Below are 4,463 nucleotides of genomic sequence, written 5' to 3' on the forward strand. Positions count from 1 at the left end.
TCATTTATATGTTTATTCAATACCTTGTCTTTGAATGAAACTTTATAATGTAGACTCATGATGTTCTCCTTTTCCATATATGATATATGGCTCAGCTTATCATGTCTACTTAAATGGGTTCACTTCAATCGGAACGGTGGCTCTATTTAGCAAGTATATGCAATATGCAAATTGACGGTTAATTGGTAAAAATTGTGTCCCATAGGGTATCTGGTTCGGGGTGGGTTGCTTATATGAGCAATCCTTTAGTTTTGTTCCTAAAATTGGGTTCAGGGTCTAGTTGGCGAGTGCAAAAACGAAAAAACCACTCATAACGAGCGGTTAATTGGTAAAAATTGTGTCCCAGAGGGTATCTGGTTTGGGGTGGGTTCTAGTCATACATTCGGTATGCAATCGTTTCATCAACAGTGATAACAATTGCGCACCTAAGTTTTTGTCCCGTAAATAGCATTACCGTTTGTCCATAATAATATGCACCATCCGAGCTCATAGACATGGATGAAGAAAAGTCCAATTTTTTAGTTAAACCATAAACTGTATTATTAGCTATATTCTTTTGATTTTCTGTATAATAGTAATCAAAAGAGTAAACATTCCCCAACACACTAAACCCATCAATATCAGCTAGCTCACTAGGTAGATTATTTACATTTAAACTTGTTGTAAAAAAATCAGTACTAGGTTCTTGAGTAATCTTGAATGGTAATACTCTTGATTTTGACGTACTATCTAATCTTTGGGTTGTTTCACTTCTAGTACCCTTACTAAATAAAATTGTTTCATAGATTTTAGGACTGTCATTGGTATCGCTTTTTATCACTTGTGTTGTGGCTTGTGTTGTCGCTTGTGTCGTCGCTTGTGTCGTCGCTTGTGTCGTCGCTTGTGTTGTCGCTTGTGTCGTCGCTTGTGTCGTCGCTTGTGTCGTCGCTTGTGTCGTCGCTTGTGTAGCTGTTTGTTTTGTCGCTATAGAACTAATCTGGGTTAGTATCTTATCAGTTGACTGTTTATTCTCATCAACTGTACCTTCCTGTTCAATGATATTTATATTTTCTGAGGGTTCAGTTACTTCTTCACTCTCAGTTTTTATACTGCTTTCATTTTCATTCTTTACTATTTTCTCAGAACTCTTAGTGTCATCAATAATTGAGACATTCTTTTCTTTCTCAGCTACATAATTATCTTTACTATTCAAAAAAGAAAATACAACAATCAGACTAACAACAGAAATTAGTACTACTAAAGTTGAAACTATCATTTTATATTTTTTGCTTTTTGGGGGTAGTGAATCTAATATAACAGATGATTCTTTGCTTAGATCATCAACATACAATCTATCATTAAGTGATTTAATTAACTTATTATAAAATGAAATATCATCCATTTTAAATTTGTTAATTCCCTGTGTACTACTTGCTCTTAAAGCTAATCCTCTTGTAAGTTTTACATCCTCAAGATTAACAGCAATAAAATCAATTTCATGATCCAATGCAAAGTAGCACTCATTTAATACATTTTTGGAGCTCATGGAATTTACTGTAGTAAATAAAAGAAATAAACTAGCACCTTCTAACGCTTTTGCAATTTCTTCTGGCCATTCATTCCCTGGATCGATACCTTCGTCATACCATATTTTTAATCCGTTTTTTTGCAATGTAGAAATTATTTCAATAACTTCTATTGAGTCCCTATGTGAATAACTCACAAATATATATGGTTCAGTATTAATAGATAAATCAATCGACTTAATATTCACTTAAAATTCCTCTCTAATTTAATTATTTATCATCAATTCAAAGTTTTATATTGTAACCAAGTTTTATTGCTGCTTTGATTACATTCTCAACAATGATTTGATCATATTTCTTTTCATTCTCAGGTAACTCATTATAAGGTACTAAACAGGGATGTGTTTTTAATTTGTCATTTCGTTCAGTACCATATACCCAGCCATCATTTGCTCTTTCAGCTGACCATATCTCATGTGTATTTTTTGATAATTTAGCAACTAATAATTCTAAATCCTCGGTTAGATCAATATCATTAACATTTATTGGACTAGGTTTGTAAGTCATAATAACTCCTTTGCTCAAAGTTTTTCTAAAGTGTTTTTTTTATACCAGTTCTCTGATTGTTCAATATTATATGATTGAAATTCATTCTTCAAAGTAAACATATTTATTTCATTTAGTTTGTCCCATTCAATTAAGCACAAATGTTTTTTTTGAAGAACTCTTTTAGTACTACCTTCTATAATTTCAAAACTCGTTCTATCACTTTGAGGAAGTGTACTCCAACCATGTGTACTCAAAAATGCACACCATCTATAATGTTCATAAATGGCTAAATAATTTATTATTTCTTCTTTTTCTGTAGAGTTCTCAAACTTGCTCAAGATAAACAACTTGTTTTTTTCATCTTTAGCTAAAGCAAGATTTGACAATTTAATAAAGTGCGTCAGTTCATCGAATGATTCATAAGGAACTTCTACTGAATCCTTATGCTTTATTTCATTATAACTTACATGATAACGTCTAGCTATATTTTCGATATTTCGATTAATAAAATTGTCATATATCAAGATTTGCTTATTCAAATTTATTAGAGATAAATTTGAATATTTTGTGTAAATCTCTTTTCTAGTAAAAAGTTCGATTTTGTCGCTATCCTTAATAAAAGTGCAAACGTATGGCTTATTATCATACTCATTGGCTTCAATAATGCGTACAAGTAATAACGCTGTTCTAAAACTGTCTTCATCTACATCAAGGTTAACAAATATTTGATCATATTCAGAAAGTTTAGACTCGACCTGTTCAATATAGTCATAATCCTCTAGCATACAATTATAGTATGTTATTCTTGCTGCCCTTTCAACACTCCTATTTTGCATTGAAAAAAAACTATAATTTGCTTTCTTATCGAAAACATCAGCATTAAATAAATTTTCTGAATAATCAGACTTCAAAAACCTTGTTGTTTCAAATGTTTGTAACAATAGTTCTTGCGAAATTTCATTAAATCCAATAAAACAAAGTGAAATGTCCTTATTAATAAAAGCTGAGTCTTCTTTATTTGATTCAAATCTGCCTAAAGATACTAAATTGTTTAAAATTGAGTTACTATTTAAATAGGACGAAATAGCCAGTTGTGGTTTAGAAATGAAATAAACATTAAGTTTAGTTTTCCAATCTTGATGCCTTAAATGCGAACTACTACAAAGAAACGTAAGCCTTATTTTTTTTGCTGATAGTAGCTCCAATTGGCAACAGTTTTCGATTACTCCCAAAAATCCAATATTATCTACTTCATCCTCATGTAGGAGTAAGCCATCTATTTGTTTTCGCTTTTTCCTATTTATTTTTTTAAACCATTTTTCAAAATCTGAAAGTGGTTTAAAGTGAATGTTCCTTGTTAGTATTTTTTTTTCAATGATATCTCTGTTTGTAAAATATACCAATGTTGTTTTATGATTATTTTTTTTTATATCTTCAAGTAAATCTAATACATTATCTAAATCACCAATAACAAAAACTACCTTGTTTTTAATATAACTCTTTATTCCTGATATAAATTGGTTCATTTGAAAACCAAGTAAATTGAATATTATAAACTGAGCAGTAATGAAAAAGTTAATTATGAATATTGCCCAAATACCAACGCTTACTACTTGGTAATTTCCCCAAAAATGAAAAGCCTCACTCACTTTTAAAAACTCAGGAATAAAAAGCATACATTTGAAAGTAGAATAAATTGTAATTAGAATAAGCTGAATTAACTCAATACTTCCACTAGGATTGTTGATATAAAAAGAACCTACAAAATTAAAAATGAATAGTACAATAAAGTGATAGATTAATAAAATTGATCTGGTATTACTCGTTAAATCTATTGTACGTTGATAAATCGCAATAATTATCAGTAACAATGCATATAAAATAAAAAACACAAATCACCTCATAAAATATTATTGTGTACCTTAAAGACTAGTTATACTAGCTATTATATTATGACATAACTAGAGTCAGATATAAACTAAATAGCATTAATCTATAAATTTTATATTATTTCTAATGTAATTTGAAACTTTTTAATACCAATACTACTTCTAATATTGAATTGGTTAAAAAAACCGTCTTAACAGACGGTTAATTTGTGTCCAGAGTATATCTGATTCGGGGTGCATGTTTGCCTTGGTTGGTTTTTATGTCTAAAATTATGGTTTAATAGTATGGTAAAGGATACCTGGTTCCTAATAATTTCAAAATTAAAATCAAACTTGACTAACTTAATTTTAACTCATAATCAAAGAAGTTTATCATTAGGAATCTATGAATTAAGACCTCGGTGACAGTCACGCATATAGAGACTGATTTAGCTAGCTAACAATCTCAATTCTGCTGTGAAGTTCTTTCTATAAATCGTCTATACTATTTAGTGGTATTACAGTATTTATGGTGATTGGA

General features: G+C 29.9%; 3 protein-coding genes. All 3 read right to left on the minus strand.

Translation table 11 applies throughout. The features are described from left to right. Positions 1-370: 370 nt before the first annotated feature. The 3 genes from DWB64_RS18975 to DWB64_RS18985 are packed head-to-tail and all read right to left on the minus strand — an operon-like array spanning position 371 to position 3,946. Complete coding sequence (locus tag DWB64_RS18975) at positions 371-1,753, minus strand: toll/interleukin-1 receptor domain-containing protein (RefSeq protein ID WP_129489801.1); 1,383 nt, start codon at positions 1,751-1,753, stop codon at positions 371-373. A gap of 37 nt (positions 1,754-1,790) precedes the next feature. Then, a complete protein-coding gene (locus DWB64_RS18980) occupies positions 1,791-2,072 on the minus strand; it encodes a RyR domain-containing protein (RefSeq protein WP_129489802.1) in 282 nt (93 codons plus the stop codon). A 14-nt stretch (positions 2,073-2,086) separates the two neighbouring features. Further along, on the minus strand, positions 2,087-3,946 hold the full coding sequence (locus tag DWB64_RS18985; protein WP_129489803.1) for a hypothetical protein: 1,860 nt from the start codon (positions 3,944-3,946) through the stop codon (positions 2,087-2,089). Positions 3,947-4,463 lie beyond the last annotated feature (517 nt).

This window comes from Fusibacter sp. A1 (genome assembly GCF_004125825.1).
In the GTDB taxonomy this organism is placed as follows: domain Bacteria; phylum Bacillota; class Clostridia; order Peptostreptococcales; family Acidaminobacteraceae; genus QQWI01.